The organism is Streptomyces luteosporeus (assembly GCF_039532865.1).
Classification (GTDB): domain Bacteria; phylum Actinomycetota; class Actinomycetes; order Streptomycetales; family Streptomycetaceae; genus Streptomyces; species Streptomyces luteosporeus.
Map to the genome: position 1 here is coordinate 1 of NZ_BAAASL010000007.1, position 26,998 is coordinate 26,998.

The window sequence follows — 26,998 nt, forward strand, 5'->3', positions numbered from 1 at the left end:
CCCCCGCCGCCCCGGCCCCGGCTCCCGCGGCGGCCGCCCCGGCCCCGGCCGCCGCTGCGGCTGCTGTCGCCACCCCGGCGGCCGACGGCGCGTACGTGACCCCGCTGGTCCGCAAGCTCGCCGCCGAGTCCGGCGTCGACCTGCGCACCGTCGCCGGCACCGGCGTCGGCGGTCGCATCCGCAAGCAGGACGTCGTCGCCGCCGCGGAGGCCGCCAAGGCCGCCCCGGCCCCGGCCGCCGCTGCGGCTCCGGCCGCCGCCGCGCCGAAGGCCCCGGCCCTGGAGGTCTCGCCGCTGCGCGGCCAGACCGTCAAGATGCCGCGGATCCGCAAGGCGATCGCGGACAACATGATGAAGGCGCTGCACGAGCAGGCCCAGCTGTCGTCCGTGATCGAGGTGGACATCACCAAGATCATGCGGATGCGCAACAAGGCCAAGGACGGCTTCGCCGCCCGCGAGGGCGTCAAGCTCTCCCCGATGCCGTTCTTCGTCAAGGCCGCCGTCCAGGCGCTGAAGGCCCACCCGGTCGTCAACGCGCGGATCAACGAGGCCGAGGGCACCATCACCTACTTCGACTCCGAGAACGTCGGCATCGCCGTCGACTCGGAGAAGGGCCTGATGACCCCGGTCATCAAGGGCGCGGGTGACCTCAACATCGCCGGCATCGCCAAGAAGACGGCGGAGCTCGCGGGCAAGGTCCGCGGCAACAAGATCACGCCGGACGAGCTCTCCGGCGCGACCTTCACGATCAGCAACACCGGCTCGCGCGGTGCGCTGTTCGACACGGTCATCGTGCCGCCGAACCAGGTCGCGATCCTGGGCATCGGCGCCACCGTCAAGCGCCCGGTGGTCATCAACCACCCGGAGCTGGGCGAGACCATCGCCATCCGCGACATGGTCTACGTGACCCTGTCCTACGACCACCGTCTGGTGGACGGCGCCGACGCCGCCCGCTACCTGACCACGGTCAAGCAGATCCTGGAGGCCGCGGAGTTCGAGACCGAGATCGGTCTGTGACCTCCTAGGCACCCCGCTGCGCCATGAAGGGCGCGGGCCCCTCCCGTATCCGTACGGGCCGGGTCCGCGCCCTTCGGCCTGTTCGCACCCGACCGGGATAATGGCTCCCGGTCCACGCTCGCCCGGCTCAAGGAGCACCCATGGCCCCGCCCGTCGTCCATTCGCTGCGCGAGCAGATCCGCGAGCACATCCTGGAGGGCATCGTCGGCGGGCGCTGGCAGCCCGGGGAGCGCATCGTCGAGCGCCGCATCGCGGCGGAACTGCTGGTGAGCCAGACGCCGGTGCGCGAGGCACTGCGCGAGCTGGAGTCCCTGCGGCTGATCGAGTCCGCCCCCAACAAGGGCGCCCGGGTACGGGAGCTGACCGCCGCCGACCTCAAGGAGAGCTACCCGGTGCGGGCCGGCCTGGAGCGGGTGGCCGCCGAACTGGCCGCGGAGCGGCTGGCCGGCGACACGAGCGCGCTGGAGCGGGAGGTCGCGGCCCTGCGGGAGGCCGACCGCACGGGCGACACCGAGGCCCAGGCGCGGCACACGGTCGCCTTCCACCGGGAGATCGTGCGGGCCGCGGGGAACTCGGTGCTGCTGCACACCTGGGAGTCGCTGGGCATCGAGGTGTGGACGGCGCTGTCCATCCGCTGGCTCAGCCCCACCCCCCGCGCCCACGCCGAGGAGCACGCCCGCATCGTACGGGCCTTCGCCGAGCGCGACCCGGCCATCGGCGAGCTGCTCAATTCCCACGTCCTGAGCTGCGCGCCGCAGATCTGACGGCAGCCCCGCCCGCTCTCCACAAAATCTCCTCGGCATCTCCTCGCCGCAGCGATTGATCGATCATCGATCAAAGGCGTATCGTCTCCGACGGAGCCACGCCGCGCGCCCTGTCCTGTGTCGCGGCACGGCTCAGGGGTGGCGACAGGACGCCGTTCGTCACCGTGCCCTGGCTTGGCGCACGGCCTCCTGTCGTCCCGCCCCGTGCTGCCCGCGGACCCCTGCATCATGGGACCCCTGCATCATGGGGACGTGCGTGCGGCCCGACTGATCCACCTGTTGCTCCTGCTCCAGTCCAAGGCCTCCATGACCGGGCCCGAGCTCGCCCGGCGCCTGGAGGTCTCCGAGCGCACCGTCGCCCGCGACGTCCAGGCCCTGTCCGAGGCCGGCATCCCCGTCTACGCCGACCGCGGCCGCACCGGCGGCTACCGCCTGGTGGGCGGCTACCGCACCCGGCTGACCGGCCTGGGCCGCACCGAGGCCGAGGCCCTCTTCCTCTCCGGCGTCCCCACGGCCCTGCGCGACATGGGCCTGGCCGACGCGGCCTCCGCCGCCCGGCTCAAGGTCGCCGCCGCCCTGCACCCCGACCTCGGCGACGCCCCCGCGGCCGCGGCCCAGCGCTTCCACCTCGACGCCCCCGGCTGGTGGCGCCCGCACGAGACGCCCGCCCTGCTGCCCGCCCTGGCCGAGGCGGTGTGGGACGACCGCCGCATCACCGCCCGCTACCGCCGCCGGGACGGCGAGGTCGTCCGCGAGCTGGAACCGTACGGGCTCGTCCTCAAGGCGGGTGCGTGGTACGTGGTGGCACGGGCCGGCGAGGACCACCGCGTCTACCGGGCGGACCGGTTCACCGAGGTCACCGTGGGCGAGCAGGTCTTCCGCCGCGACGAGGACTTCGACCTGGCGGCGTTCTGGGAGGAGCGCGCGGCCGAGTTCGCCCGGTCGATCCTGCGCGAGTCCACCGAACTGCGCCTGACCCCGGCCGGAGCACGCCGGCTGCCGCACGTCACGGACGCGGCCGCCGCCCACGAGGCCCTCGCGGCGGCCGGCCCCGCGGACGCGGCCGGCCGCGTCACGGTGACCTTGCGGGTGGAGTCGCTGGAGGTCGCGGAGTCGCAGCTGCTGGGGCTCGGCCCGGAGGTGGAGGTGCTCGGCCCACCGCAGCTGCGGACGCGCGTCGCGCGCGTGGCCGCGCGGATGGCCGCCCTTTACGACTGACCGCCCCACCGTCGTGGCTGGCCGCGCAGTTCCCCGCGCCCCTGACGGGCCGCCCCGAAGGGGCGCGAGGAACTGCGCGACAAGCCCCCACGCACCCGCAGGTCACCGGTAGTCCCGCTCCCGCGGCTCCTTCCCCGCCTCCAGTGCGGCGATGTACCCCCACGCATCCGGCCGCGTGCCGTCCACGTCCGTGAAGCCGTACACCCGCGCCAGCTGCCCGCTGGAGAGCGACTGCCCGTTGAACCGCCCGACCTCGGCGTCCGCCGCGAGCGCCGCCACCGCCCGCCCGACGTACGTGGGGCTCTCGGAGATGCAGAAGTGCGGATCGTCCGCGACGGCGTCGCGCCACGTCTCCTCGGTCACCTTCTTGTACGTGTCGAGCATCGCCTCCGACCGCAGGTACCCCGGCGTCAGGCACACCGCCGTGCCCCCGAGGTCCTTCAGGTCCCGGGCCAGGCCCAGCGCCATGCGGACCGGCGCGTTCTTGGCCAGGTCGAAGTACGCGTGGCCGCGGTGGTTCGCGTTGTACTCGGCCGTGCCGTCGGTCACCTCCACCACCAGCCCGCCCGGCCGCCGGGTGAGCAGCGGCAGCGCGTACCGGCTGGTGATCAGGTGGGAGTCGATGCCGAGCCGCAGCATGCGCAGCCCGGCCTCCAGGTCGAGCTCCCACATCTTCTTCTCGAAGCCCTCGGGATAGTCGAGCAGGTGGTCGCCGCCCCAGAGCCCGTTCACGAGCACGTCCAGCCGCCCGTGCTCCGCCTCGAGGCGTGCGACGAGCGCCTCGACCTGCTCCGGCCGCAGGTGGTCGACCGCCGTCGCGACCGCCGTACCGCCCGCCGCGGCGACCAGTTCCGCCGTCTCCTCGATGGTCTCGGGCCGGCCGACCTCGCTGCGGTGCTCGCGCGTGGTGCGGCCGGTGACGTGGACGAGGGCTCCGGCCCGGCCCAGTTCCACGGCCATGGCGCGGCCCGCGCCCCTGGTGGCCCCGGCCACCAGGGCGACCTTGCCGGCCAGCGGTCGTTCCTCGGTTCCCGACATGGTGATCCTTCCTTCCGTCCGATCGCGACGGAGGCACTCTCACAGCGATACCGGACACCTTCTGTCGTGTATTGCGGTCCCACCCTCACCGGTAACAACACGGCAGCATCCGTACCCCTCGGGGTGCGTCGCCCTGCGTCAGGGCCGATGCTGGACCCGTGATGGACGAGACGGAGTTCTGGGAGCTGATCGACAGCGCACGCGACGCAGCCGAGGGGGACCCGGAGGACCAGGCGGACGTGCTGGTCGAGTCGCTGACGCGGCTGGACCCGGACAGCGTGCTGGACTTCGCCCGGCACTTCGAGTCCCGCTACAACCGCGCGTACCTGTGGGATCTGTGGGGGGCGGCGGCCGTGCTGCTGGACGGGGCCAGCGACGACGTCTTCGACTACTTCCGCTGCTGGCTGATCGGCCAGGGCCGGGAGGTCTTCGAGGGGGCGCTGCACGACCCCGACACCCTGGCCGACCTTCTGGAGGACTTCGACGAGGAGGTCGACGGCGACGGCGAGGACCTCGGTTACGCCGCCGACGAGGCGTACGAGCAGCTGACGGGGACCGAGACGCCGGACCTGGGGCTTGCGCCCCAGCCGCCGGAGCCGCTGGGGACGGCCTTCGACATCGAGGACGACGGCGAGCTGGCCCGGCGCTTCCCCCGGCTCTGGGAGCGGTTCCGGGCATGAGCCGCGTCGCCGTCACGGGGGCCTCCGGCCTGATCGGTTCCGCCCTGGTCCGCTCGCTGGGGGCGGACGGCCACGAGGTCGTCCGGCTGGTCCGGCGCGCCCCGCGCGCGCCCGGCGAGGTCGCCTGGGATCCCGCCCGGGGCCACGTGGACGCCGCCGGGCTGGCCGGCTGCGACGCCGTCGTCCACCTGGCCGGGGCCGGGATCGGCGACCACCGGTGGACCGCCGCGTACAAGAAGGAGATCCGCGACAGCCGGGTGCACGGCACCGGGGCGCTCGCCGAGGCCCTCGCCTCCCTCGACCGGCCGCCGCGCGTACTGCTCAGCGGCAGCGCGATCGGCATCTACGGCGACACCGGGGAGCGCGTGGTGGACGAGGACGCCCCGCCCGGCAGCGGCTTCCTCGCCGAGGTGTGCCGCGACTGGGAGGAGGCGGCGGGCGCCGCCGCGGAGGCGGGCGTGCGGACCGTGCTCCTGCGCACCGGTCTCGTGCTCTCCCGCCACGGGGGCCTGGGGGCGCGGCTCTTCCCGCTCTTCCGGCTGGGTCTCGGCGGCCGGCTGGGCGGCGGGGGCCAGTACTGGAGCTTCATCGCCCTGCGGGACCACGTGGCCGCCCTGCGGCACCTGCTGGACGCGGCGGACGTCTCCGGTCCGGTCAATCTCACCGCGCCGCACCCGGTGACCAACCGGGAGGCGACGCGGGTGCTGGGGCGCGCGCTGCGGCGCCCTGCGCCGTTCGCGGTGCCCGCGCCGGCGCTGCGGCTGGCCCTGGGCGAGATGGCCGAGGACGTCCTGGCAGGCCAGCGGGCCGTGCCCCGGCGGCTGCTGGAGACGGGCTTCTCCTTCGCCTGCCCGGACTTCGAGAGCGCCGCACGCGCGGCGCTGACGGAGGACTGAGTTCCACCCCCACGCCGCAATTCCTTCGGCCGTGCGACCGCTGTGCGACCGTGCTCGGTCCATGCGCGACTGTTATTGACCGGATTTCTCTCTACGGTCGAGGCGAACTCGCGCATCGCGACCGCTCGTTGAGGGCATCAGGCCCCCGAGCGAGCGGACCGACCCCGGGAGGGCACGTGCTCAACAGCGCACGCCACACTGACGTCGTCATCGTGGGAGCCGGCCTCGCCGGTCTCTCGGCGGCCCACCACCTCATCGGCGCCGGCGTGACCGTCACGGTCCTGGAGGCGGCCGAGCGGCCGGGCGGCCGGATGGTCACCGACGCCGTGGACGGCTTCCTGCTGGACCGCACCGGGCAACTGCTCAACACCTCCTTCCCGGAACTGCTGCGCACCCCCGGCCTCGAAGGCCTCAAACTGCGCCCGTTCAGCCCGGGCGTGCTGGTGCACGCCGACGGGCGCAACCACCGCACCGGCGAACTCCGCGGGGCCAAGCGCGCCTTCACCACCGCCCGCGCCTTCGCGGCGGCGCGCGCCTCCCGGAGCGCCGGCCTCGATCAGGCGCGGCTGGGCGTGGCGCTGGCCCGCCTCGCCGCGCTGCCCAGCGAACGGATGCTGGCCCGGCCCGACCGCCCCACGGCCGACACCCTCGCCTCCCGCGGCCTGCCGGCCCGCACCGTCGAGGGCTTCCTGCGCCCCCTGCTGGCGTCCCTGCTCTCCGACCCGGACCTGAGCACCTCCAGCCGGTGCGCCGACCTCGTCCTGCACGGCTACGCCCGCGGGCGGCTGTGCCTGCCGGCCGGCGGCGCCGCCGTCATGCCGGAGCTGATGACCACGGCCCTGCCCGCCGGCACCGTGCACCAGGGCGTCGAGGTCACCTCGGTCGGCACCACCTCGGTCAGCACGGCCCACCACGGCGACTTCACCTGCCGCTCCGTCGTCGTCGCCACCGGCGCCCGGGCCGCCGCCGACCTCATCCCGGGCCTGCGGCTGCCCGGCTTCCACCCGGTGACGGTGCTGCACCACGCCGCCCCCGAACCGCCGCTGCGCGACGCCTCGCTGATCCTGACCGGCTCGTGCCCCGGCCCGGTGGCCCACACCACGGTCGCCAGCGAGGTCGACCCGGACCGGGCGCCGCTGGGCCGCGCCCTGGTCACCTCGACGGTGCTGGGCGCCGCCTCCGGCCTGCCCCGCGAGGAGCTGGACCGCGCGGCCCGCGCCCAGCTCTCCCGCGTCTACGGCACGCCGGCGGACGACTGGGAGCTGCTGGCCGTCCACCACGACCCGGACGCCGTCCCGGCGATGCCGGCGCCGCACGACGTACGGCGCACCGTACGGCTGCTGTCCGGCCTGTACGTGTGCGGCGACCACCGGGACACCAGCACGGTGCAGGGCGCCCTGTTCTCCGGCCGCCGGGCCGCCCAGGCAGTCCTCCACGACCTGGGCATCCGCCCCACCCACACAGGAGCCACCCTGCGAGCCGCATGAGGGTGTGGGCAGTCGTGCCGCTGGGGCGGCACGGGTGGGCACACCCGACCCGCACCCGCGCGACGGCGGCACCCGCTAAAGCGCCGAAGCGCTAAAGCACCGCAACCTTCTCCCGGTACCCCCGCACAGGCGCAGCATCCCGGTACGGCTCCAGCCGCCGCTCGAAGTCCCGCACGTACTCCAGCGCCCGTACCGACCGCATCTCGCCCGCCTGGGCCGTGGCCTCGGCACCGAGCGTGCAGGCCTGCTCCAGTTCGCCGAGGCCCAGCCGGGCCGTGGCGAGCACCACCTTGCAGAAGAGCCGGCTGCGCGCGTACGCGGGGCTGCGTAGTTGCAGCGACCGTTCCGCGTGCTGGGCGGCTGCCCGGTACTGCTGGAGGTCCCGGTGGCAGTGGGCGAATTCGTCGGCCAGCTCGGCCTCGTCGAAGTAGCGGATCCAGTGCGGTGCCTCGTCGCCGGGTTTGGCCGCCTCCAGGGAGCGCTCGGCCCGTGCCATCGACGCCGAGCAGGCCCGTACCTCGCCGAGCACCGCGTGGCCCCGGGCCTCGACGGCGTGCAGCATGGCCTGGGCGACGGGGGGCACGGCGGAGCCGACGCCCTGCTGGGCGACCCGGGCGAGCTGCACGGCCTCGCGCCCGTGGCCGAGGTAGACCGCCTGCCGGCTCATGGTGACGAGCACGTAGCTGCCGTAGGCCCGGTCGCCCGCGGCCTGCGCGAGGCGCAGGGCCTGGACGTAGTAGCGCTGGGCGAGGCCGTGCGCGGCGATGTCGTACGAGGTCCAGCCGGCGAGCCGGGTGAGGTCGGCGGCGGCGCCGAACAGTCTCCGGCCGGTGGTCTCCCCGTACGTGCCGCGCAGCATCGGCTCGGTCTCGTGTTCGAGGTAGCGCACGAGTGCCTGCCGGGCGTGGCCGCCGCCGTAGGCGTGGTCGAGGGTGCGGAAGAGCTCGCCCACCGAGCGCAGGGCGGCGATGTCGCCCATGGACACCCGGCCGCCGGGCGGGCGCTCGGCGGCGGCCGCGGTCCGCTGGCGGGGCAGCTGCCCGGGGCGGGCGCCGGGCGCGGCCGGCGGGCGGCCGGGGCCGTCGGTGCGCGGGGCGCCCTCGGAAGGCGCGGGGCTCACTCCGCGCGCCACGCGCTCGTCCGCGCGCCCGATGAGCCAGTCCCGGCTGGGCACCACGAGCCCGGCCGGGGTGAAGGCGATCTTGCGCAGTTCGGTGTGGCTGCCGGAGTCCTTGCGCCACAGACCGCTGACGATGTCGATGGCCTCTTCGGGCGAAGCGGCGAATTCCAGCCCGGCGTACACGGGGGCGCACGCGTCGAGGCCGAGGTCCTGCGCGGACAGCCGCCGCCCGAGCCGCCGGGTGAACACCTCGGCGATCAGGGCGGGCGTGGTGCCGCGCGGCTGCTGCCCGCGCAGCCATCGCGTCACCGACGTCTTGTCGTACCGCAGGTCGAGCCCGTGCTCGAGCCCGAGCTGGTCGACACGGCGGGCCAGACCCGCGTTGGAAAAGCCGGCTTCCGCGATCAGCGCCGCGAGCTGACGGTTGGGGATGCGCTGGGGGGGTCGTTCCGTCATCAGCCTGCCGGTCTCCCTGATCTTCTGTTCCTGGAACGGCGTGAACTTAGCGGCCTTCAACGCCCCGATCGCCACCTTCGCCCCGCATTCATCCGATCGTGTGAGGACAGATCAAATCCCGAATGAAGATCGTCGGGCGGGGTCCGGGGGCCGTCGGCGGCGGGCGGCCGCCTGCGGTGTTCGAACGCCGCCGCCGTACAGTGGCCTAGGGCGCGTCGAGCACCGAGACACGCAAACCGGTTCGAACAGGAGCTGCCGTGAGTGAGCTGCGCTTTGTCCACCTGGGCTTCGGGGCGGACGCCGTCGAGTACCAGGAGGCGTGGCAGGAGCAGCGCCGCGTGCACGCGGCCCGGTTCGCGGACGAGATTCCGGACACCTGTCTGCTGCTGGAGCACCCGGCGGTCTACACGGCCGGACGGCGCACGGAGGACAGCGAGCGCCCCCTGGACGGCACCCCGGTCATCGACGTCGACCGCGGCGGCAAGATCACCTGGCACGGCCCCGGCCAGCTCGTCGGCTACCCCATCCTCAAGCTCCCGCGCCCGGTCGACGTGATCGCCCACGTACGGCGTCTGGAGGAGGCCCTGATCCGCACCTGCGCCGAGCTGGGCCTGGAGACCACCCGGGTCGAGGGGCGCAGCGGCGTATGGGTGCTCGGCGATCCCGTCGAGCAGCGCCCGGCGATCCCCGGCCTGAGCCTGGACTTCGACCCCCGCCTGACGGACGAGGAGTTCGACCCGCGTCTGAACGGCCCGGAGTACGCCCCGTCCAACGCCGGCCAGCGCCGCGAGGACCGCAAGCTCGCCGCCATCGGCATCCGCATCGCCAAGGGCGTCACGATGCACGGCTTCTCGCTGAACTGTGATCCCGACAACACCTGGTTCGACCGGATCGTGCCGTGCGGCATCCGCGACGCGGGCGTCACCTCGCTCTCCAACGAGCTGGGCCGGCGGGTCACGGTCGCCGAGGTGCTGCCGCTGGTGGAGAAGCACCTGCGGGACGTGCTGGAGTCCGAGGCCCCGCTGCCGCGCGAGGTCGAGCGGCCGGCCGGGGAGCCCACCCCGGCCTGAGCCCGGCGGGAATGCGCCCGGGCCTGTCATCGGTTGCCCAGGGCGCACGAGTAAGAACGTAGGAAATAACGGGCGTACCCTGGTGTTCGCCGAGGAATCGAAGTCATAGGGAGCCGGACGTGTCCGCTGTCGCACCCGACGGACGCAAGATGCTGCGCTTGGAGGTCCGGAACGCCCAGACCCCCATCGAGCGCAAGCCCGAGTGGATCAAGACCCGCGCCAAGATGGGCCCCGAGTACAAGGAGCTCCACGGCCTGGTCAAGCGCGAGGGCCTGCACACGGTGTGCCAGGAGGCGGGCTGTCCCAACATCTACGAGTGCTGGGAGGACCGCGAGGCCACGTTCCTCATCGGCGGCGACCAGTGCACCCGGCGCTGTGACTTCTGCCAGATCGACACCGGCAAGCCGCAGGCGCTCGACCGCGACGAGCCGCGCCGCGTCGGCGAGTCCGTGGTCACCATGGACCTGAACTACGCCACCATCACCGGCGTCGCCCGCGACGACCTGGAGGACGGCGGCGCCTGGCTGTACGCCGAGACCGTGCGCCAGATCCACGAGCAGACCGCCGGCCGCGAGGGCGGCCGCACCAAGGTCGAACTGCTGGCCCCCGACTTCAACGCGGTGCCCGAGCTGCTGGAGGAGGTCTTCGCCTCCCGCCCCGAGGTCTTCGCGCACAACGTCGAGACCGTGCCGCGGATCTTCCGCCGCATCCGCCCCGGCTTCCGCTACGAGCGCTCGCTGGAGGTCATCACCAAGGCCCGCGCGTACGGCCTGGTGACCAAGTCCAACCTGATCCTGGGCATGGGCGAGACCCGCGAGGAGATCAGCGAGGCGCTGCAGGACCTGCACGACGCGGGCTGCGAGCTGATCACGATCACCCAGTACCTGCGCCCGAGCGTGCGCCACCACCCGGTGGAGCGCTGGGTCAAGCCGCAGGAGTTCGTGGAGCTGAAGGAGGAGGCCGAGGAGATCGGCTTCGCCGGCGTCATGTCGGGCCCCCTCGTCCGCTCCTCGTACCGCGCCGGCCGCCTGTACCAGCAGGCGATGGATCGCCGCGCCGCCGCGTAAGCGCGCACGAGAACGTCACGCGGCCCGTCCCCTTGCGAAGGGGGCGGGCCGCGTAAACGTTTCATTGGGGTTTGACCAAGCGGTCACGCGTTGGTAACACCGTTCAGTAACAATGTGAGCACGCACAGCAGTACGACACCCTCCACGCCGACGCCTTCTCACGCTCCCGAGGGGACTACCGACATGCAGGCCGCGCCCGGTAACGCAGTCGTCACGACCGCCACCCGCGCCCCTTCCGCACTGCCGTCCACGCTCTCCGTACGGCCCCCGTCCGTCGCCGGGGCCCTGCGCGCCCTGGAGGAACTGCTGATGCGCGGTGGCCAGCGCACCGCCCGCCGCAACGCCTGGACCGCCGTGCTGGAGGACCGCCGCCGCGCCCGCGACCGCCGGGAGGCCCAGCACCTGCTGGAGGCCGCGGCGGCCCCGGGCCCTTCGGCCACGTAGACTGCGCCGTATGGCGAGGAAGGAACCATCCGAGAACCCCGGGCGTCTGCAGCAGATCGCCCTGACCTACAAGATGACCAAGAAGGTCGACTCGAAGGTCGGTCTTGTCGTCGCAGCTGTGGGCATTGTCACCTTCGGTGTACTCCTTGCCATCGGCTTCTGGCTCGACCACCCGGTCTACCTGGGCATCCTCGGCTTCCTGCTGGCATTCCTGGCGATGGCGATCGTCTTCGGACGACGCGCCGAGCGCGCTGCCTTCGGGCAGATGGAGGGCCAGCCGGGAGCCGCTGCCGCGGTCCTGGAGAACATCCGGCGCGGTGGCTGGACGACGACGCCCGCGGTCGCGATGAACCGCAACCAGGACGTCGTCCACCGGGCCGTGGGCAAGGCGGGCATCGTGCTCGTCGGCGAGGGCAACCCGAACCGGGTCAAGACCCTGCTGGCCGCCGAGAAGAAGCGCATGGCGCGCATCGTCGCCGACGTGCCGGTGCACGACATCGTCGTGGGCGACGGCGAGGGCCAGGTGCCGCTGAAGAAGCTGCACACGACGCTGCTGAAGCTGCCCCGGGTGCTGCCCGGTGCGCAGGTGACGGCGGTGAACGACCGCCTGCGCGCGCTGGGCGACCTGATGAGCAACATGCCGATCCCCAAGGGCCCGATGCCGAAGGGCATGCGGATGCCGAAGGGCCGCTGAGGCCCGCAGCGACACAAAAGAGGCGGGGCCCGAAAGGGCCCCGCCTCTTTTTCGCCTGCTCTCGTGCTCTAGATCCGCACCTGCACGGCCCCGGAGAGGCGGTCGTGCAGCCCCCGGGTGTCGCGGTCCCAGACGACGGCGGGGATGACGACGAGGATCAGCGCGCTGCGCAGCAGTACCCTCGGCAGGGAGAGCCGCTCACCGCCGAGGGCGATGACGCGGAGCCCGCACAGCCGCTTGCCGGGCGTGCACCCGATCGTGCCGACGGTGAGCGCGCTGAGCACGAAGAAGACGAGCAGCGCCCAGTTGCCGGCGCGCTGCGGATCGCCGTCCGCGAGGAATCCGTATGCGATGAGCATGCACAGCGCCCAGTCGATGGCCAGGGCCCCGAAGCGCCGCCCGAGCGGGGCGACGGATCCCGGCCCGCTCGCCGGCAGCCCGAGGCGTTCACCCCGGTGGCCGAATTCGATGCCCATGTCCTCCGCGGCCGCGCGGGGCCCGGAGAGCCATGATCCGATTGCTTGCCTGTTGTCCACCCGTCCACCGTACTGGGCCGCCGGGGTTTTCCCGGGCGGCGGGGCCCGGCCGGAAGACATCCTCCGGTTAACGCGGTCGAAACAATCGGGTCATGCCCGGGAAATCCCGCCTCTCTATGGTCGGCCTCACCGAAGCAATCCCCGGCCGCCCCAGGTGACCGGGCTAGGAGGAGTTGGATGTTCCAGAACGCCGACGAGGCCAAGAAGTTCATCGCGGACGAGGACGTCAAGTTCGTCGACGTCCGGTTCTGCGACCTGCCGGGCGTGATGCAGCACTTCACGGTCCCGGCGGAGGCGTTCGACCCGGCCGAGGAACTGGCGTTCGACGGCTCGTCGATCCGCGGCTTCCAGGCCATCCACGAATCCGACATGGCCCTGCGCGCGGACCTCTCGACCGCCCGCCTGGACCCGTTCCGCCGGGACAAGACCCTCAACGTCAACTTCTTCATCCACGACCCGATCACCGGCGAGCAGTACAGCCGTGACCCGCGCAACGTGGCGAAGAAGGCCGAGGCGTACCTCGCCTCCACGGGCATCGCCGACACGGCGTTCTTCGGCCCGGAGGCGGAGTTCTACATCTTCGACAGCGTCCGCTTCGAGACCAGCGCCAACCGCTCGATCTACGAGATCGACTCCGAGGCCGGCGCCTGGAACACCGGCTCCGAGGTGAACAACCGCGGCTACAAGGTCCGCTACAAGGGCGGCTACTTCCCGGCCCCGCCGGTCGACCACTTCGCCGACCTGCGCGCCGAGATCTCCCTGGAGCTGGACAAGGCCGGCCTGAAGGTCGAGCGCCAGCACCACGAGGTCGGCACCGCCGGCCAGGCCGAGATCAACTACAAGTTCAACACGCTGCTCGCCGCGGCCGACGACCTGATGCTCTTCAAGTACATCGTGAAGAACGTCGCCTGGCGCAACGGCAAGACCGCCACCTTCATGCCCAAGCCGATCTTCGGCGACAACGGCTCCGGCATGCACGTCCACCAGTCCCTGTGGCAGGGCGGCGAGCCCCTCTTCTACGACGAGCAGGGCTACGCGGGCCTGTCGGACACCGCCCGCTACTACATCGGCGGCATCCTCAAGCACGCCCCCTCGCTGCTGGCCTTCACCAACCCCACGGTGAACTCCTACCACCGCCTGGTCCCCGGCTTCGAGGCCCCGGTCAACCTGGTCTACTCCCAGCGCAACCGCTCGGCCGCCATGCGCATCCCGATCACGGGCTCCAACCCGAAGGCCAAGCGCGTCGAGTTCCGCGCCCCGGACCCGTCCTCGAACCCCTACCTCGCCTTCTCGGCCCTCCTCCTGGCCGGCCTGGACGGCGTCAAGAACAAGATCGAGCCGGCCGAGCCCATCGACAAGGACCTCTACGAGCTCGCCCCCGACGAGCACGCGAACGTCCCCCAGGTCCCCACCTCCCTCCCGGCCGTCCTCGAGGCCCTGGAGGAGGACAACGAGTACCTCCAGGCCGGCGGCGTCTTCACGTCCGACCTGATCGAGACCTGGATCGACTACAAGCGCACCAACGAGATCGCCCCGATGCAGCTGCGCCCGCACCCGCACGAGTTCGAGCTGTACTTCGACATCTAAACCGCGGGCGCCTTGGACACACAGGGCGCGCACGGTGACAGCCGACGGGCCGTCGACCACTCCGAAGGGAGCCGTCGACGGCCCGTTTCGCTGCCTGTGCGCGGAACGCGATGAGCGGCCGATACGAAACGGGCGCGCGCCTCGTTGTCGTCAGTGCGGGTCGGCGACGTTCGATATCGCCGAGCTGATGCCTGCGAGGAGGACACCGTGAGCGCTCAGCCCGTACACCACCACTCGCCTGTACCGCAGCCTGCGGCGACTCCGGAAGCACTCCGTGCCACGCTCGCACACATCGCTCCCGGCCGCCTGGCCGACTTCGACGAGGACCGGGCCCGCTCCACCGACCGGGCACGCGATCTCACCAGCTCCGACCCGCTGCGCCAGTTCGCCGAACGATGGGCCATCGAGGTAGCGATCGAGCGACACCCGGAAACGGCTGCCCGGCTCCGCGACCTCCAGTCGCGGGCCGCAATCGTGAGCGACCCCACCGAGGCTCGTCGCATCATCGTCGAGATCAGCTCCATCCGGGCTGCAGCAGCTGCAGAGGCGGGAGTCCCCGTCGTCGGACGGGATCCGGGGCAGCTCGGTGAGCGATGAGGAGCCGCCTTCCCGGCCCGGTCAGGCGGCCGGCCTGACCGGGGTGCTGCTGCGGCCTCTGCCCCGGCCGCCGAGTTCGGCGTCGAGGGTTTGCTGGGCGACCTGCATGACGTGGGCGTACGCGGGGTCCTGCAGGCGCTTCCACATCTCGTCCTCCGAGACGTCCTCGACGCGGCCGACCACCCACCAGATGTTGCCGAAGGGGTCCTTGATGCGCCCGCCGCGCTGGCCGAAGGCGTCGTCGGCCAGTGGGGTGACGACCTCGCCGCCGGCCTCGACGGCCCGGGTGAACGTCTCGTCCGCGTCGGCCACGAATACGCGCAGCAGGCTCGGCATCACAGGCCACTCCGTGCGCCGGTCGAAGGCCAGGACGACGGTGTCGCCCACGCGGATCTCACCGTGGCCGATCGAGCCGTCCTCGGTCCGGATCCGCGCCAGTTCCTCGCCCCCGAACGCCTGGGTGACGAAGTCGAGGAAGGCTCCCGTGTCGTCGGTGACGACCCAGGGGGCAACGGTGGTGTAGCCCGGCGGTACGGCGTTGGTCTGCTCGGTCATCACGGTTCCTTTCGCCGGTGTCGGTCGCCGCCAGCGACGATAGGCGCGATCTAGGTCAGATCCTGTCCGCGCTGGCCTGTAACCCCTCGTGATCTCAAGCTGTTGGTGTACTTTGTGCGCAGCGTTGCTGCGGCAGCGTGTCTCACAACGCTCGGTTCCCGGCACCGAGGTGAGCAGAGGGCTCTTGAGAGTCACCCGCAGCATCAGCGTTTCACAGCACCTACGGACATTCGATCGGTCTCTCCTGCCGTTGCCGGGCGGCAAGTGGAAGGGGCGACGTATGTCCAAGTCACGCAACGCGAACCGTCTGGCCAAGAGGCTTTGTCGTCAGACGACCCTCAAGCAGTCGACGGCTTCGAGGCTGGCGAAGCAAGTCCACGTCTACCTCGGATCACCTGTCGCCGACGCGTCGGCACCACACCAACGTCGACTGGAAGCGTACGTCGCGCACGTCTTGGCCGACGGCTTTCGGGATCGCCAGCTCAACGGTGCACTCTTCGGCGTACGGGAGGCGTGAACCTCCGCGCGGGGGCTGGAGCTGGTCCTGGAGTCTGCCATGGCCGATGAAGTGGTTCGTGAACTCCTCCCACGGTTCGACGCGCACTACCGAGGTATTCGCGGCGTGGCCGGCCTGCGCATTCAGCTGAGCAGCCGGAGCATCGTGCTCCACGATGCACTCAGCTCGGCTCGCATCACCATGACACGAACCGACGGCCAAGCTTGGCGCCTGCCGACCGCGCGTGATGGTGAAACTCCTCTGTGGGACGCAGGCCACCCCTCGCCGAAAGAGAGGCTTGAGGCCGATGAATGGGCAGAGTCCATTCCGTCCATCGTGAATGTGCCCCTACGCGACCTGGTGTTGAGTCGGCTGTTGCGTCGTCCGGTCTTGGTCAATAGGGCGGCAGAACCTCATGGTTTCGCTAACTGCTACACACACCACTCGGGTGATCTCGTGATCGAGTGGTGCTGTGGTGACACCGTCGAAGCCTTCTGCGCGGCGCTCCTGGCTCACGGTTTCATCGACGGCGTGCCACCGACTGAGGCGATCAAGTTGGCCTCACCGCATTCCGCCCAGCTCGGTGGTGACATCGTGGTCCTGAGGCGCCATTCGTCGTGCTTGTACCGCCGTGGCGCATTCGGGGTTCAGGAGATCACGGAGTACATCCGGAAAGGCTACGGATCGTGACCCCACTCGTGGCTTTGCTCGGAATCGTGGCGTGCACGGCTCTTGGCGTGGTGGCCCGTTGCGGCCGGGACGTGGCCGTACTCCGTCGCTTGGACCGCCTGATGGCCGGCTGTGACCAGCATCAACGAGTTGAAGTCTGCCGTATCCTCGCCGCTTCGCTCCAAGCATCCGGGAGGGTGGATTCCACGGACACAGTGACGGATCGTGCGCCTGGAGGGTGACGTACGGCTCACACTGCGGCCTCGACGCCTGTCGAGCGACCATTGAGCCGCTGCACGCGGGCCGTGCCTTCTCGTTTCCTGGGAGGGCACGGCCCGCGGTCGTTACGGCCTCAGGCCGCCCGCGGGATGTACGCCAGGCCGTGGGCGCCGGGTTCGCCGGTGCGGGGGATGTCCAGGCGGGCCAGTTCGCGGAAGGTCTCCAGGTCGACGATGCTGACCGTGGACGAGACGACGCAGGAGACGTAGGCGAGCCGGCCGTCGGGGGACGAGGTGATGGTCAGCGGGAAGAGGCCCACTTCCAGTTCGCCGAGGCGTTCGCGGGTGTCGGAGGCGAATGCGGTGAGGCGGCCCGGGAGGTGGCGGCCCAGTTCGGATGACGGGTCGGGCTCCATGCGTACTTCGCCCACCAGCAGCGTTCCCCTCGACGTCAGGTGCACCGGCAGGACGACGTCGTCGGTGGGCAGCGTGTCGACGACGGACGCGGTGGCGGCGTCGATGACCCGGATGCCGGGGGCCGACCGCTTGCCGGGGTCGCGGAAACCGGCGTAGGGGGCGGCGACGTAGACCTGGTGGCCGTCGGCGGAGACGGCGAGGCCCTCGCTGCCGGGGACCTCGATCTTGGTGGTGAGGGTTCCCTTCTCGAGGTCGACGACCGACACGAACGGCGCCTCCTTGTTGGTGGCGTACCCCGTCCGCCCCTCCGGGTCGATCGCGAACCAGTGCGGGCCGGGTGCGTCGGTGTCGATCCTGCCCAGCGGGCGGCGGGTCTCGGTGTCGATCACCACGACGCCGCCGGGCCGGTCCGCCGAGGACTCGACGCTGACGTAGAGGCGACCGCGCGTGGTGTCCAACGCCAGGCCGTGCGGGCCGTGTTCGGGCGCGAGGTCGACGACCTCGACGATGCGGCGGGTGTCGGGGTCGATGGCGGTCAGTTCGGTGCGCCGGCCGCTGTTCGCGTGGTAGTAGCCCGAGCGGTACGCCGTGGTGCACCACAGCAGGCGCCGGGTCGGGTCGAAGCACAACTCGTGCGGTTCGGCGGGGACTTCCACCGCTCCGAGAAGCCGGTCGTCGGCGGCGTCGAAGAACGAGACCGTCGCTCCACCCTGGCTGATGACGGCCAGTACGTCGCCTTCTCGGCCGGCACGGGGGTTCTGCTGCATGGAGGGCTCCAAGCTCGGGGCTGACTGGGCACCTCCCACTCTCCGCAGCGCGAGCGTCCGCAACAATGCAAGGATCAGCATCCTATTGTTGCGTCTCGTGCAAAAATGCAGGTCAGGAGCGTCATACCGATGGATCTCAATCTGCTGCGCGCCCTGGACGCCCTGCTCCAGGAGAACAGCGTCTCCCGTGCCGCGGAACGGCTCGGCACCTCCCCCGCCGCGGTCAGCCGTACGCTGGCCCGGCTGCGCCGTGCCGTCGGCGATCCCCTGCTGGTCCGCGCCGGGCAGGGGATGGTCCCCACCCCGCGGGCGCTGGAACTGCGCGAAGAGGTCGGGGCGTTGCTGCGCGCGTGCGACAACGTCCTGCGGCCCGGCGCCGGTTTCGACCCGGCGCACCTGCGGCGCACCTTCACCGTGCAGACCACCGACGTCCTCCTGGCCGGCCTGGCCGGGCCGCTGACGGAGCGGATCCACGCCGAGGCCCCGCACGTCGACGTGGTCTTCCTCTCCGAGGCCCTGGAGGGCGGTCCGGGGCTGCGACAGGGCTCAATAGACCTCGAACTCGGAGTCCTCGGCCACCTGGACCCGGAGATCCGCACCCGGCCGCTCGTACGGGTGCCGCTGGTCGGCGTCGCCCGCAGCGGTCATCCTCTCTTCGGCGGGCGGGCCGACGGGCGGATCGACGCCCGCCGCTTCGCCGCGGCCGACCACATCGGCATCTCCCGGCTCGGCAAGCGCCTCGGGCCCATCGACACCGCGCTCGCCGAACGCGGGCTCCGGCGCCGGGTCGCGGTCGTCGTTCCCAGTCACACCGCCGCGTTGCTCCTCGCCCGGGACACCGACCTCGTCGCGCTCACCCTGGCCGACTGGCTCCCCGGCGCCATCGCCGCACTGGGACTGCGCACCTTCCCCGTCCCGCTCGACCTGCCGCCCCTCGACCTCGGGCTGGCCTGGCACCCGCGCAACGCGGCCGATCCGGGCCACCGCTGGTTCCGCGACCGCGTGGCGGACGCGGTCCTGACGGCCGGCGCGGCCGGCGCGACCGGCTAGCAGGGAGTGTCCGAACCCTTCTGGCGGCTGAGGTTGGACTCGGACATCCAGCCCGCCGTGTTCGTGCCCTCCAGGCGCACGTAGATCCACTTGTGGCCGTAGGCGTTCGTGACGTAGCAGTGGTGCCAGACCTTGGTGTTCAGCTTGGCCGGCGCCTGCGGCGAGCACGCCGCGTACGGCCCCTTGTAGACGTTGAAGTTGCCGTTGACGTAGCTGTACGTGCCCGGGTTGGGGTCCTTGTGGCTCCAGCCGGTGCAGCTCTTCGTCACGGTGCTGCTGGGACTGGTCTTGGGGGAGGCCGACGCGGACGCGCTGGACGACGAACGTGCGGACGGCGTCCCCGACGGTGACGGCGAGAGCGCCGGGGACGGGGAGGCGGAGGTCATCCCCTCGATGTCGCCCGGCCCGGACGACGCGGAGCCGCTGACCCCGGGCGGTGCCACGTACGCCTGGTCGTGCCCGCCCTTGCCGCCGCCCTTGCCCGTCAGGGCGTAGGTGATGCCGCCACCCGCGAGCACGACCGCGGCGGTCGCCGCCGCGATGACGGTACGGCTGCGGCGCCGGGCCCGGCCGCCCTCGTCCGGGGCGCTCGGCAGAGCGGGGGCGGGCGGCGGGGCCGGTATCGCGTGGCCGCCGGCGTACGGGGGCTGCGGGTACGGGTGGACGGGCGGGGCCGGTGCGGCGGGCGGGGCGGCCTGCGGCAGGGGCTGGTGGGACGGCGCCGGCGCAGCAGCGGCAGCGGCGGCGGCAGCAGGCATGCCGGCCGCAGGAGCCACCGGGCCCGCAGGCGCCGCCGGCACCGCCGGCACCGCCGGATCCGCACCCCCGTCCGCCCTGTTCGCCGGTACGAGCTTGACCGTCCCGCCCGCCGCGACCCGTTCCAGCATGCCCCGCGCCTGTTCGGCCGTGGGCCGGCTCTCCGGTCGCTTCGCCATCAGGGCCAGGAGGACGGGCGTGAGCGTTCCGGCCTTGCGGGGTTCGGGCAGCTGCTCGTTGACGATGGCGGTCATCGTGGACCACACGGACGTGCGGCGGAACGGCGAGGCGCCCTCCACGGCCGCGTACAGGGTCATGCCGAGCGCCCAGATGTCGGATGCGGGGCCCGGTTCCTCGCCCTGGGCCCGCTCGGGAGGCAGGAAGTCCAGGGAGCCGATGATCTCGCCGCTGCGGGTGAGCCGGTCCATGGCCTCGTCGCCGGCGGTGTCCACGGCGGCGATGCCGAAGTCGGTCAGGACGACCCTGCCGCCGCGCTCCAGCAGGACGTTGGCGGGCTTGACGTCCCGGTGCAGGACGCCGGCCCGGTGGGCGGCGTCGAGGGCGTCCATCAGCTTGGCGCCGATGGCCGCGGCCTCGCGGGGCGGCAGTGTGCCGCGCTCGGTGAGGACGTCGTCGAGGGAGGGGCCGTCGACGAGTTCCATGACGATGACGGGCAGGCCGTCCTGCTCGGTCACGTCGTGGACGGTGACGACGCCGGTGTGCCGGATGCGGGCGGCGGCCTGTGCCTCGCGGCGCATCCGTTCGCGCAGGTCGGTGAGCTCGGGCGCGGAGGCGTCGGTGTAGGCGCGCAGGACCTTGACGGCGACCTCGCGGCCGAGCAGTTCGTCCGTGGCCCGGGCGACGACGCCCATGCCGCCGCGTCCGATGACCGCGGTGACCCGGTAACGGCCTCCGAGGAGCTTTCCGGTCAGCTCTGTGCCGTTTGTCTCCCCCGACGTCACAGCACTCTCCGTTCCTTCTTGTCCGTCGCCTGACAACCTCGCGCCACAAGGGTAGAGGCACTTGTTTTCGGCCACCCCACGACCGGTGGTCGCGCCCCGGCGAGAGGCGGCGAACCCCGCCGCCCCAAGGGTTCAACCACGATCAATCAGACATGTCGCTGCCACACCACCTGGCCTGATCACATCAGGTGACCCACCCGCCACTCGACCAACATCATCTGACGCTGATTCACTTGCGCGTTGCCGATCGACTGCCCGATCGACCACTCGATCAACCGCCCATCACCCGCCCCGCCCCCGGAGGGACCCGCATGTCCACCGCACTGCCCCCGCAGCGACCCGAGGAGAGCGCCGGCCGGGCGCAGCTCGCGCTCGGGGTCGCCGCCGCGCGGAACCTGGCGACCACGACCAAGAGCGTGCCCCAGATGCAGGGCATCAGCTCGCGGTGGCTGCTGCGGACGCTGCCGTGGGTGGAGGTCAAGGGCGGGACGTACCGGGTCAACCGGCGGCTGGTGTACGAGGTCGGGGACGGCCGCGTGACCTTCGTGCAGGACGGCGCCGCGGTGCGCGTCGTCCCGGCCGAGCTCGGCGAGCTGCCGCTGCTGCGCGGCTTCGCGGACGAGGAGGTGCTGCGGGCGCTGGCCGGGCGCTTCGAGCAGCACGAGCACGCCGCGGGCGAGATCCTCGCCGAGCGAGGCCGGCCCGTCGACCGGGTCCATCTCGTCGTGCGCGGCAAGGTGGAGAAGCTCGTGCCCGCCAAGTACGGCGAGGGCGACGCCCGGCGGGGCGTGGTGGCCGACGGCGGGTTCCTCGGTGCGCAGGTGGTCGGCCGGGAGCCGGGGACGTGGGAGTTCACGGCCCGGGCACTGACGGCGTGCACGGTGCTCTCCCTGCCCCGGGCGGCGTACGAGGAGGTGGCCGGGCGCAGCGCCGGCCTGCGGGAGCACGTGCGCCTGCGCGAGGCGGAGCGGGCGCGGCCGCGGAACAAGCGCGGCGAGGCGGAGATCGCGCTGGCCTCGGGCCACACCGGCGAGCCGGTCATCCCGGGGACGTTCGTCGACTACGAGCTCGCTCCGCGCGAGTACGAGCTGAGCGTGGCGCAGACGGTGCTGCGGGTGCACACGCGCGTGGCCGACCTCTACAACGAGCCGATGGACCAGATCGAGCAGCAGCTGCGGCTGACGATCGAGGCGCTGCGCGAGCGCCAGGAGAGCGAGCTGGTCAACAACCCCGAGTTCGGTCTGCTGCACAACGCCGACCACAGCCAGCGCATCTCCACCCACTCCGGTCCGCCCACCCCCGACGACATGGACGAGCTGCTGAGCATGCGGCGCGGCACAAAGGCGTTCTTCGCGCACCCGAAGGCGATCGCCGCCTTCGGCCGCGAATGCAACAAGCGCGGGCTGGCGTTCGACACGGCCGACGTGGCCGGGCACCCGGTGCCGGCCTGGCGGGGCGTGCCGATCCTGCCCTGCGGGAAGATCCCGGTCTCGGAGGAGGGCACCTCCTCGATCCTGGCGATGCGGCTGGGAGAGAAGGAGGAGGGCGTGGTCGGGCTGCGGCAGACCGGGATACCGGACGAGTACGAGCCGGGCCTGAACGTGCGCTTCATGGGCATCAGCGACCAGGCGATCATGTCCTACCTGGTCAGCACGTACTACTCGGCGGCCGTTCTGGTGCCCGACGCGCTGGGCGTGCTGGAGAACGTCGAGGTCTTCGGCAGCCCTTCCTAGCCGCGTCCGGCGGCTCGTGCAGCGCCCCGAAGGGGCGCGGGGAACGGCGCGACAAGCCACGACGCGCCCGCAGATGGACTGCCGTGCTCCGCCCGGGCCCGGGGTGGCGCGTCGGCTGCGGGCCGTCGGTGGCCGATCGCGCAGTTCCCCGCGCCCCTTCGGGGCGCCGGAAATGGCACCCCTTCCCCTCGCTCTCCGGAGGACAAGCCGTGTCCCTGCTGTCCCGTATGACCGCGCCCGCAGCCCGCCACGAAGTGGCCGGGCTCGTGGCCGCGCTGCTCTCATCGCCCGCGCCCGTCGCCCGTACCGTGCCGGGCGGGCCCACGGGCCTGGGCACCTCCGCCGCCCGCCTGACGCCCCGCAGGCCGGCGGCGGCCGGGGGTGCGGGCGTCCCCGAGCTGTACTGCCCGCCCGCCGTGCGCGACGACCCGGCGCTCGCCGCGGAGGTGAACGAGGCGCTCCTGGCGTGGGCCGGGGAGACCGGTCTGTACGCCGGGCGCCTGGAGCGCGTGCGCGCCGCCGACTTCGGGCGGCTGATGATGCTGGCCCACCCCGACACCGACGACCCGGACCGGCTGCTGGCGGCCGGCAAGTGCGCGCTGGCGGAGTGGGCCACGGACGACTACTACTGCGACGACGAGTCGATGGGCTCCGCGCCGGTGCTGCTGGGCGCGCAGCTGGGCCTGGCGTACACGGCCGTCGACCCCTCGCACCTGCCGGCCCGCTACGTACCGGCCGGCGAGAAGGCCCTGCGCGAGGACCCGGTGCGCACCTCCCTGCGCTCCGGCTTCGCGCACCTGTCCCGGTACGCGGACGCGGCGCAGCTGAACCGGCTCCGGCACGAGATCGCCGTGCTGTTCGTGGCCTACGGCCAGGAGGGCTCCTGGCGCTCCCAGGGCCGCATGCCCGCGGTGTGGGAGTACCTGGCGCACCGCCAGATCAACAGCTTCCTGCCGTGCATCGCGCTGGTGGACGCGGTCGGCGGGTACGCGCTGCCCGCCGCCGAGTACGCCGACGCCCGGGTGCGCCGGGCCGTGACCACGGCCTCGACGGCCGCCACGCTCGTCAACGACCTGTACTCGATGGCGAAGGAGGACCATTCCTCCGGCGTGGAGTTCAACCTTCCCGCGGTGATCGCCGCCGAGGAGCGCTGCTCGCCCCGCGAGGCGGTCGAGCGCAGTGCGCGGATCCACGACGAGCTGGTGCGCACCTTCGAGGCCGAGGCGGCGGCCCTGGCCGCCGCCGGCTCGCCCGCACTGCGCCGCTTCCTGGCGGGCGTGTGGGCCTGGCTGGGCGGCAACCGCGAATGGCACAGCGGCAGCTCCCGTTACACCACCTCCTGAAACACGCGAAACACGTGAACACGCGAAACCCATCCGAGGAACTTTGATGACCACTACCCCTGACGCCCCCGCCCCCTCCCCCGTGCTGCGCACCGCGTACCAGAAGGCGGTCGCCGAGTACTGGAACAACGAGAAGGACCCCGTCAACCTCTCCCTGGGCGACGTCGACGGCCTCTACCACCACCACTACGGCATCGGCGACTACGACCCGTCCGTCCTGGAAGGCCCCAAGGAGACGCGGGACGCACGCATCATCGAGGAGCTGCACCGCCTGGAGTCGGCCCAGGCCGACGTCCTCCTCGACCACCTCGGCCCCATCCGGCCCGGTGACCGCCTGCTGGACGCCGGCTGCGGCCGCGGCGGTTCGAGCATCATGGCCCACGCCCGCTTCGGCTGCCAGGTCGACGGGGTGTCCATCTCCCAGGCACAGGTGGACTTCGCCAACGAGCAGGCCCGCAAGCGCGGCGTGGACGCCAAGGTCCGCTACCACTTCCGCAACATGCTCGACACCGGCCTGCCCACCGGCGCGTTCCAGGGCATCTGGAACAACGAATCCACCATGTACGTCGACCTGCACGACCTGTTCGCCGAACACGCCCGCCAGCTCGCCTTCGGCGGCCGCTACGTCGTCATCACCGGCTGCTCCAACGACGTCACCGGCGGCCGCTCCAAGGCCGTCAGCCGCATCGACGAGCACTACACCTGCAACATCCACCCCCGCAGCGCCTACTTCAAGGCCATGGCCGCCAACGGCCTCGTTCCCATGAACGTCGTCGACCTGACCGCCGCCACCCTCCCCTACTGGGAACTGCGCGCCCAGTCCTCCCTGGCCACCGGCGTCGAGGAGCCGTTCCTGACCGCGTACAAGGAAGGCAGCTTCCACTACCTCCTCATCGCCGCCGACCGCATCTGATGCTCCAGCCGTAGCCCGGCGATCTCCGGCGCGCCCGGCGTGCCGCCGTCCGTCAGCAGCAGGGCGGTGACGGCGTCCGCCGGGCCCTCGGCGAAGTGCACGTGGGCGCCGGGCAGGGGCACGACCGGCGCCGTGGCGCCGCCGTCGGCGCGGATGCCGGTGAGCCCGGCGAGCCAGGCCGCGGCGGCGGCCGGGTCCGGGGTCTCGATCACGAAGCCGGCCAGGTCGTGCGGGCCGCGCCGGGTCGTGGCGGCCCGGTACGTGCGGAAGAGCGTCTCCCGGTCCGGTGTGTAGGTGATGAAGAACGGGGCCCACGGCGGGGTGCCGGGGTCCGTGAGCACGGCCTCGGCGAAGGAGACGGGGGCTCCTTCCGAGGTGAAGGTGCGCAGGTCCACGGCGTACCCCTGGCGCCGCAGGCGCTGCGTCGTCGCCGTCACGTCGCTCACGTGGACCGCGAAGTTCAGCGCCCCGCCGCCCGCGGCGAGCAGGGCGTCGAGGCGGGGCATCCAGGGGACCATCGCCTCGCCGTAGGGCGAGGCCTCGAACGCGGCGCGGTCCTCGACGGTGAGGATCTCCACGTACCGCGCGCCCAGACGCCAGGCGCCGTTGCGGAAGCCGCGCAGCGGCGGGTTGGCGTGGGCGGGCAGACCGGCGCGGGTGTAGGCGGCCACCGCGCCCTCCACGTCGGGGACACAGTGCAGAAGGTGGTCGAACTGCGGTAATTCCGGAGCGTTTTCCATGCTATCGAGTATCACCCGGCTCGTATCGCCCGCCTCGCCTCATCCGCGGCCCTTGGGCTTCGCCCGGACGTGCATGCGCTCGCCCTGGCGGCCGAAGAGGCTCAGGACCTCGACGGGGCCCTCGCCCGTGCTGCCGAACCAGTGGGGCAGCCGCGTGTCGAACTCGGCGGCCTCGCCGGGGCCCAGGATCAGGTCGTGGTCGGCCATCATCAGGCGCAGCCGGCCGGAGAGGACGTAGAGCCACTCGTAGCCCTCGTGGGTGCACATCTCCGGGGTCTTGTGGGTGGCCGGGATGACCATCTTGTACGTCTGCAGGGGGCCGGGCTGGCGGGTCAGGGGCAGCACGGTGTTGCCGTTGACGCGCTTGGGCGTCAGGCGGATGCGGGGGTCGCCGACCTCGGGGGCGCCGACGAGCTCGTCCAGGGGCACCTGGTGGGCCTGGGAGATGGGCAGCAGCAGCTCCAGGCTGGGCCGGCGCTGCCCGGACTCCAGGCGCGAGAGGGTGCTCTTGGAGATGCCGGTGGCCTCCGAGAGCGCGGCCAGCGTCACCCCGCGCTGGACGCGCAGGCGCTTGAGGCGGGGGCCGACCTCGGCGAGGGCTTCGTTGATCGCTTCTGAGGGGTGCACGGGGGCATTGCACCGCACCCGTTCCGGAAACAGCAACAAATGTTGCCGCAACCGGATGGCGGTCGCACGCTGTGCGCGGAGGTGATCGCCGTGAGCGATATGAACAACCAGGCAGCCGACGGCTCCGTGTACGACGTCGTGGTGGTCGGAGGCGGCGCGGCCGGGCTGAACGCCGCCCTGCTGCTGGGCCGGTCCCGCCGCAGGGTGGCGGTGGTGGACTCCGGCAGTCCGCGCAATGCCCCGGCCTCCCACATGATGGGCTTCCTCTCCCGTGACGGGATGCCGCCGGAGGCGCTGCTGGGCGTGGGCCGCACCGAGGTGGAGAGCTACGGCGTGGAGCTGATCGACGCCCAGGTCGACCACATCGCCCCCGGCTTCTACGTCCACCTGGCCGGCGGCCCGGTGCTCAAGGCGCGCCGCGTCGTCGTGGCGACCGGGCTGCGCGACGAGCTGCCCGACATCCCCGGGGTGCGCGAGCGCTGGGGCCGGGACCTGCTGCACTGCCCGTACTGCCACGGCTACGAGGTGCGCGACCAGCCGATCGGCGTGCTCGGCACCCACCCGAACGCGGTGAACCACGCCCTGCTGATGCGCCAGTGGTCGGACGACGTCATCTTCTTCCCGCACACGATGGAGCTGACGGAGGAGGACCGCGAGCGGCTTGCCGCCCGCGACATCCGCCTGGCCGAGGGCACCGTGAAGTGGCTGGTGGTGGACGACGACAAGCTGCGCGGCGTGGAGCTGGCCGAGGGCAGCGTGGTGCCCCGCAGCGCGGTGTTCGTCTTCCCGCGCATGGTGCCGCGGGACGGCCTGCTGACCGACCTGGGCTGCGAGAAGGACGCGAACGGCTGGGTGGTCACCGACGCCACCGGCCGGACCAGCGTCTTCGGCGTCTGGGCGGTGGGCAACGTCGCCGACCCGCGGGCCCAGGTGGTGACGGCGGCCGGCCAGGGATCCGCGGCCGGCTTCGCCATCAACCACGACCTGCTCGACGAGGACATCGCCCGTGCCGTCGAGGAGCGCCGGGCCATGGCGACCGCCGAGCCGTCCTTCCGGCTCTGACGAGCCTCTCTGCCACCGAA

At 72.2% G+C, this 26,998-nt stretch carries 26 protein-coding genes; 18 read left to right on the forward strand and 8 right to left on the reverse strand.

Translation table 11 applies throughout. The annotated features are described in order from the left end of the window. The 3 genes from sucB to ABD361_RS10265 all read left to right on the forward strand — a co-directional run. The coding region (sucB, locus tag ABD361_RS10255) for a 2-oxoglutarate dehydrogenase, E2 component, dihydrolipoamide succinyltransferase (protein ID WP_344434617.1) at positions 1-1,016 on the forward strand (1,016 nt) is incomplete at its 5' end. Between the two features lie 140 nt (positions 1,017-1,156). Continuing rightward, complete coding sequence (locus tag ABD361_RS10260; protein ID WP_344434618.1) at positions 1,157-1,780, forward strand: GntR family transcriptional regulator; 624 nt, start codon at positions 1,157-1,159, stop codon at positions 1,778-1,780. 252 nt (positions 1,781-2,032) lie between these two features. Next, positions 2,033-2,998 carry a helix-turn-helix transcriptional regulator gene (locus ABD361_RS10265; RefSeq protein WP_344434620.1) on the forward strand — a complete coding sequence of 322 codons (966 nt, stop codon included), beginning with the start codon at positions 2,033-2,035 and terminating at the stop codon, positions 2,996-2,998. A 102-nt stretch (positions 2,999-3,100) separates the two neighbouring features. Here ABD361_RS10265 and ABD361_RS10270 read toward each other — a convergent pair whose 3' ends face one another. Continuing rightward, entirely contained in the window at positions 3,101-4,036 is a 936-nt protein-coding gene (locus tag ABD361_RS10270) for an SDR family oxidoreductase (protein WP_344434622.1), read from the reverse strand. Positions 4,037-4,197: 161 nt separating this feature from the next. On the opposite strand from ABD361_RS10270, the gene ABD361_RS10275 reads away from it, so the two are divergent. The 3 genes from ABD361_RS10275 (at position 4,198) to ABD361_RS10285 (ending at position 7,099) form a co-directional block, all read left to right on the forward strand. Continuing rightward, positions 4,198-4,716, forward strand: a complete 519-nt coding sequence (locus ABD361_RS10275; RefSeq protein WP_344434956.1) for a DUF4240 domain-containing protein — start codon at positions 4,198-4,200, stop codon at positions 4,714-4,716. Beyond that, a complete protein-coding gene (locus ABD361_RS10280; RefSeq protein WP_344434624.1) occupies positions 4,713-5,612 on the forward strand; it encodes a TIGR01777 family oxidoreductase in 900 nt (299 codons plus the stop codon). The genes ABD361_RS10275 and ABD361_RS10280 overlap by 4 nt, the downstream gene beginning before the upstream one ends. Positions 5,613-5,788: 176 nt before the next feature. Further along, positions 5,789-7,099, forward strand: a complete 1,311-nt coding sequence (locus ABD361_RS10285; RefSeq protein ID WP_344434625.1) for an NAD(P)/FAD-dependent oxidoreductase — start codon at positions 5,789-5,791, stop codon at positions 7,097-7,099. Positions 7,100-7,190: 91 nt separating this feature from the next. Here ABD361_RS10285 and ABD361_RS10290 read toward each other — a convergent pair whose 3' ends face one another. Then, entirely contained in the window at positions 7,191-8,675 is a 1,485-nt protein-coding gene (locus tag ABD361_RS10290) for an NsdA family TPR-like regulatory protein (protein WP_344434626.1), read from the reverse strand. Between the two features lie 257 nt (positions 8,676-8,932). Between ABD361_RS10290 and lipB the strand changes: the two genes are divergently transcribed. The 4 genes from lipB (at position 8,933) to ABD361_RS10310 (ending at position 11,950) form a co-directional block, all read left to right on the forward strand. Further along, a complete protein-coding gene (gene lipB, locus ABD361_RS10295) occupies positions 8,933-9,745 on the forward strand; it encodes a lipoyl(octanoyl) transferase LipB (RefSeq protein WP_344434627.1) in 813 nt (270 codons plus the stop codon). Between the two features lie 119 nt (positions 9,746-9,864). Next, positions 9,865-10,812: a lipoyl synthase gene (gene lipA, locus ABD361_RS10300; RefSeq protein WP_344434628.1), complete on the forward strand. Its 948-nt coding sequence runs from the start codon at positions 9,865-9,867 to the stop codon at positions 10,810-10,812. A gap of 183 nt (positions 10,813-10,995) precedes the next feature. Beyond that, positions 10,996-11,256 carry an SCO2195 family GlnR-regulated protein gene (locus ABD361_RS10305; RefSeq protein ID WP_344434630.1) on the forward strand — a complete coding sequence of 87 codons (261 nt, stop codon included), beginning with the start codon at positions 10,996-10,998 and terminating at the stop codon, positions 11,254-11,256. 10 nt (positions 11,257-11,266) lie between these two features. Next, positions 11,267-11,950, forward strand: a complete 684-nt coding sequence (locus ABD361_RS10310) for a DUF4191 domain-containing protein (RefSeq protein WP_344434631.1) — start codon at positions 11,267-11,269, stop codon at positions 11,948-11,950. Between the two features lie 68 nt (positions 11,951-12,018). Here the strand turns inward: ABD361_RS10310 and ABD361_RS10315 are convergent, their stop codons facing one another. Next, positions 12,019-12,486, reverse strand: a complete 468-nt coding sequence (locus tag ABD361_RS10315; RefSeq protein WP_344434632.1) for an RDD family protein — start codon at positions 12,484-12,486, stop codon at positions 12,019-12,021. Between the two features lie 177 nt (positions 12,487-12,663). Here ABD361_RS10315 and glnA point away from each other — a divergent pair, with 177 nt between their 5' ends. Together glnA and ABD361_RS10325 are read left to right on the forward strand one after the other, a co-directional pair. Continuing rightward, the gene (gene glnA, locus ABD361_RS10320; RefSeq protein ID WP_344434633.1) at positions 12,664-14,073 is read left to right on the forward strand and encodes a type I glutamate--ammonia ligase; all 1,410 of its coding nucleotides are present in this window, start codon (positions 12,664-12,666) and stop codon (positions 14,071-14,073) included. A gap of 207 nt (positions 14,074-14,280) precedes the next feature. After that, positions 14,281-14,670 carry a hypothetical protein gene (locus ABD361_RS10325; RefSeq protein WP_344434634.1) on the forward strand — a complete coding sequence of 130 codons (390 nt, stop codon included), beginning with the start codon at positions 14,281-14,283 and terminating at the stop codon, positions 14,668-14,670. 21 nt (positions 14,671-14,691) lie between these two features. Here ABD361_RS10325 and ABD361_RS10330 read toward each other — a convergent pair whose 3' ends face one another. Then, entirely contained in the window at positions 14,692-15,225 is a 534-nt protein-coding gene (locus ABD361_RS10330; protein ID WP_344434635.1) for a VOC family protein, read from the reverse strand. Positions 15,226-15,781: 556 nt separating this feature from the next. Here ABD361_RS10330 and ABD361_RS10335 point away from each other — a divergent pair. Further along, a complete protein-coding gene (locus ABD361_RS10335; RefSeq protein WP_344434637.1) occupies positions 15,782-16,411 on the forward strand; it encodes a hypothetical protein in 630 nt (209 codons plus the stop codon). Between the two features lie 331 nt (positions 16,412-16,742). On the opposite strand, the gene ABD361_RS10340 is transcribed toward ABD361_RS10335, so the two are convergent. Next, positions 16,743-17,792, reverse strand: a complete 1,050-nt coding sequence (locus tag ABD361_RS10340) for a YncE family protein (protein WP_344434638.1) — start codon at positions 17,790-17,792, stop codon at positions 16,743-16,745. Positions 17,793-17,921: 129 nt separating this feature from the next. On the opposite strand from ABD361_RS10340, the gene ABD361_RS10345 reads away from it, so the two are divergent. Next, positions 17,922-18,842: a LysR family transcriptional regulator gene (locus ABD361_RS10345; RefSeq protein ID WP_344434639.1), complete on the forward strand. Its 921-nt coding sequence runs from the start codon at positions 17,922-17,924 to the stop codon at positions 18,840-18,842. Here ABD361_RS10345 and ABD361_RS10350 read toward each other — a convergent pair. Continuing rightward, positions 18,839-20,560, reverse strand: coding sequence for a serine/threonine-protein kinase (locus tag ABD361_RS10350; protein ID WP_344434640.1), 1,722 nt, complete (start codon positions 20,558-20,560; stop codon positions 18,839-18,841). The genes ABD361_RS10345 and ABD361_RS10350 overlap by 4 nt on opposite strands. Before the next feature lie 311 nt (positions 20,561-20,871). On the opposite strand from ABD361_RS10350, the gene ABD361_RS10355 reads away from it, so the two are divergent. From ABD361_RS10355 to ABD361_RS10365, 3 genes are all read left to right on the forward strand, one after another. Further along, on the forward strand, positions 20,872-22,293 hold the full coding sequence (locus ABD361_RS10355; protein WP_344434641.1) for a family 2B encapsulin nanocompartment shell protein: 1,422 nt from the start codon (positions 20,872-20,874) through the stop codon (positions 22,291-22,293). Between the two features lie 227 nt (positions 22,294-22,520). After that, positions 22,521-23,636 carry a family 2 encapsulin nanocompartment cargo protein terpene cyclase gene (locus ABD361_RS10360; RefSeq protein WP_344434643.1) on the forward strand — a complete coding sequence of 372 codons (1,116 nt, stop codon included), beginning with the start codon at positions 22,521-22,523 and terminating at the stop codon, positions 23,634-23,636. Positions 23,637-23,682: 46 nt separating this feature from the next. Then, positions 23,683-24,549: a geranyl diphosphate 2-C-methyltransferase gene (locus ABD361_RS10365; RefSeq protein WP_344434644.1), complete on the forward strand. Its 867-nt coding sequence runs from the start codon at positions 23,683-23,685 to the stop codon at positions 24,547-24,549. On the opposite strand, the gene ABD361_RS10370 is transcribed toward ABD361_RS10365, so the two are convergent. Further along, positions 24,519-25,289: a VOC family protein gene (locus ABD361_RS10370; protein ID WP_344434645.1), complete on the reverse strand. Its 771-nt coding sequence runs from the start codon at positions 25,287-25,289 to the stop codon at positions 24,519-24,521. The two genes, ABD361_RS10365 and ABD361_RS10370, sit on opposite strands and share 31 nt — an antisense overlap. 39 nt (positions 25,290-25,328) lie before the next feature. Continuing rightward, entirely contained in the window at positions 25,329-25,916 is a 588-nt protein-coding gene (locus tag ABD361_RS10375; RefSeq protein ID WP_344434646.1) for a helix-turn-helix domain-containing protein, read from the reverse strand. A gap of 99 nt (positions 25,917-26,015) precedes the next feature. Here ABD361_RS10375 and ABD361_RS10380 point away from each other — a divergent pair, with 99 nt between their 5' ends. Then, entirely contained in the window at positions 26,016-26,978 is a 963-nt protein-coding gene (locus ABD361_RS10380) for an NAD(P)/FAD-dependent oxidoreductase (protein ID WP_344434958.1), read from the forward strand. Positions 26,979-26,998: the final 20 nt, after the last annotated feature.

Bases quoted from the DNA above. Each gene is read 5' to 3' on its own strand.
- ABD361_RS10260 (WP_344434618.1), top strand. From the start codon at position 1,157: ATGGCCCCGCCCGTCGTCCATTCGCTGCGCGAGCAGATCCGCGAGCAC.
- ABD361_RS10270 (WP_344434622.1), bottom strand. From the start codon at position 4,036: ATGTCGGGAACCGAGGAACGACCGCTGGCCGGCAAGGTCGCCCTGGTG.
- ABD361_RS10275 (WP_344434956.1), top strand. From the start codon at position 4,198: ATGGACGAGACGGAGTTCTGGGAGCTGATCGACAGCGCACGCGACGCA.
- ABD361_RS10280 (WP_344434624.1), top strand. From the start codon at position 4,713: ATGAGCCGCGTCGCCGTCACGGGGGCCTCCGGCCTGATCGGTTCCGCC.
- ABD361_RS10290 (WP_344434626.1), bottom strand. From the start codon at position 8,675: ATGACGGAACGACCCCCCCAGCGCATCCCCAACCGTCAGCTCGCGGCG.
- ABD361_RS10305 (WP_344434630.1), top strand. From the start codon at position 10,996: ATGCAGGCCGCGCCCGGTAACGCAGTCGTCACGACCGCCACCCGCGCC.
- ABD361_RS10310 (WP_344434631.1), top strand. From the start codon at position 11,267: ATGGCGAGGAAGGAACCATCCGAGAACCCCGGGCGTCTGCAGCAGATC.
- glnA (WP_344434633.1), top strand. From the start codon at position 12,664: ATGTTCCAGAACGCCGACGAGGCCAAGAAGTTCATCGCGGACGAGGAC.
- ABD361_RS10330 (WP_344434635.1), bottom strand. From the start codon at position 15,225: ATGACCGAGCAGACCAACGCCGTACCGCCGGGCTACACCACCGTTGCC.
- ABD361_RS10335 (WP_344434637.1), top strand. From the start codon at position 15,782: ATGGCCGATGAAGTGGTTCGTGAACTCCTCCCACGGTTCGACGCGCAC.
- ABD361_RS10340 (WP_344434638.1), bottom strand. From the start codon at position 17,792: ATGCAGCAGAACCCCCGTGCCGGCCGAGAAGGCGACGTACTGGCCGTC.
- ABD361_RS10345 (WP_344434639.1), top strand. From the start codon at position 17,922: ATGGATCTCAATCTGCTGCGCGCCCTGGACGCCCTGCTCCAGGAGAAC.
- ABD361_RS10355 (WP_344434641.1), top strand. From the start codon at position 20,872: ATGTCCACCGCACTGCCCCCGCAGCGACCCGAGGAGAGCGCCGGCCGG.
- ABD361_RS10360 (WP_344434643.1), top strand. From the start codon at position 22,521: ATGACCGCGCCCGCAGCCCGCCACGAAGTGGCCGGGCTCGTGGCCGCG.
- ABD361_RS10365 (WP_344434644.1), top strand. From the start codon at position 23,683: ATGACCACTACCCCTGACGCCCCCGCCCCCTCCCCCGTGCTGCGCACC.
- ABD361_RS10370 (WP_344434645.1), bottom strand. From the start codon at position 25,289: ATGGAAAACGCTCCGGAATTACCGCAGTTCGACCACCTTCTGCACTGT.
- ABD361_RS10380 (WP_344434958.1), top strand. From the start codon at position 26,016: ATGAACAACCAGGCAGCCGACGGCTCCGTGTACGACGTCGTGGTGGTC.